This is a genomic window from Streptomyces sp. NRRL F-525 (assembly GCF_000716605.1).
Taxonomy (GTDB): Bacteria; Actinomycetota; Actinomycetes; order Streptomycetales; family Streptomycetaceae; genus Streptomyces.
Window position 1 is genome coordinate 1 of record NZ_JNXE01000103.1, and the last position, 1,275, is coordinate 1,275.

The 1,275-nt window shown below is 70.1% G+C and carries 1 protein-coding gene; it reads left to right on the forward strand.

The genetic code is table 11. The features are described 5' to 3' along the window. Window positions 1–1,275: acyltransferase domain-containing protein (locus OO69_RS48040; protein WP_033287371.1), on the forward strand; the 1,275-nt coding region annotated here is incomplete at both ends.

The following is a 1,275-nucleotide window of genomic DNA, read 5'->3' on the forward strand; positions in this document are numbered from 1 at the left end:
GAGGCGCTGGAGGTCCTTTCCGCGGATGGTGTGCGGGTGCGTCGGGTGGCGGTGGACTACGCCTCCCACACCCGGCACGTCGAGGCGATCGAGGAGACGCTGGGCGAGGCCTTCGCCGACATCCGCGCCCAAGCGCCCCTGGTTCCCTTCTACTCGACGGTTACCGGTGAATGGGTCCGTGAGGCGGACGTCCTGGACGGCGGCTACTGGTACCGCAACCTGCGGGGTCAGGTCCGCTTCGGTCCCGCGATCGCCAGTCTCCTTGCCGAGGGCCACACGGTGTTCGTGGAGTCCAGTGCCCACCCCGTGCTGGTCCAGCCGGTCAGCGAGATCGTCGACCAGGCAGGCGCCGAAGTTGTGGTGAGTGGTTCGCTGCGCCGCGACGAGGGCGGTCTGCGGCGGCTGCTGACCTCGATGGCCGAGCTGTTCGTGCGGGGCGTCGCAGTCGACTGGACCGGCATGCTCCCCGAGGGATCCGCCGGCCAGGTCGACCTGCCGACGTATGCCTTCGACCACCAGCACTACTGGTTGCAGACCGCTCCTGCGACTGATGCTGTTGCGCTTGGGCAGGCCACTGCCGATCACCCCATGATCGGTGCTGTCGTGGTGGTGCCTGAGACCGGTGGGGTGCTCTGCACCTCCCGGCTGTCGTTGCGTACGCACCCCTGGCTGGCCGACCATGCGGTGGATGACACCGTGCTCGTGCCCGGTACCGGGCTGGTGGAGTTGGCTGTTCGTGCGGGTGACGAGGTCGGCTGCGGCACGCTCGACGAACTGGTCATCGAGGCGCCTCTCGTGCTGCCCGAGCAGGGCGGTGTCCGTGTCCAGGTCACCGTCGGCGGACCGGACGAGGACGGTGCTCGTACTGTCGCCGTCTACTCGGCCCGTGAGGACGCCACCGGTGACACCGGCACCGAGGCCTGGACCCGCCACGCCACCGGCACCCTCACGGCGACCGACGCTCCCGCCCCCGGCTTCGACTTCACCGCCTGGCCGCCCCCCGGCGCCGAGCAGGTCCCGGTCGAGGGCGGTTACGACCTGCTGGCGGCGGCGGGTTATGGCTACGGCCCGGTGTTCCAGGGCGTGCGGGCGGTGTGGCGGCGTGGCGAGGAACTGTTCGCCGAGGTCGCGCTGCCGGAGGAGCAGCGGGACAGCGCTGCCCGGTTCGGTATTCACCCGGCTTTGCTGGATGCGGCGTTGCATCCGGTGATGTTGGATGTGGCGCTTGCGGATCCGGCGGGTGAGGGCCGTGGGGATGCCGGGGAGGGTGTGCAT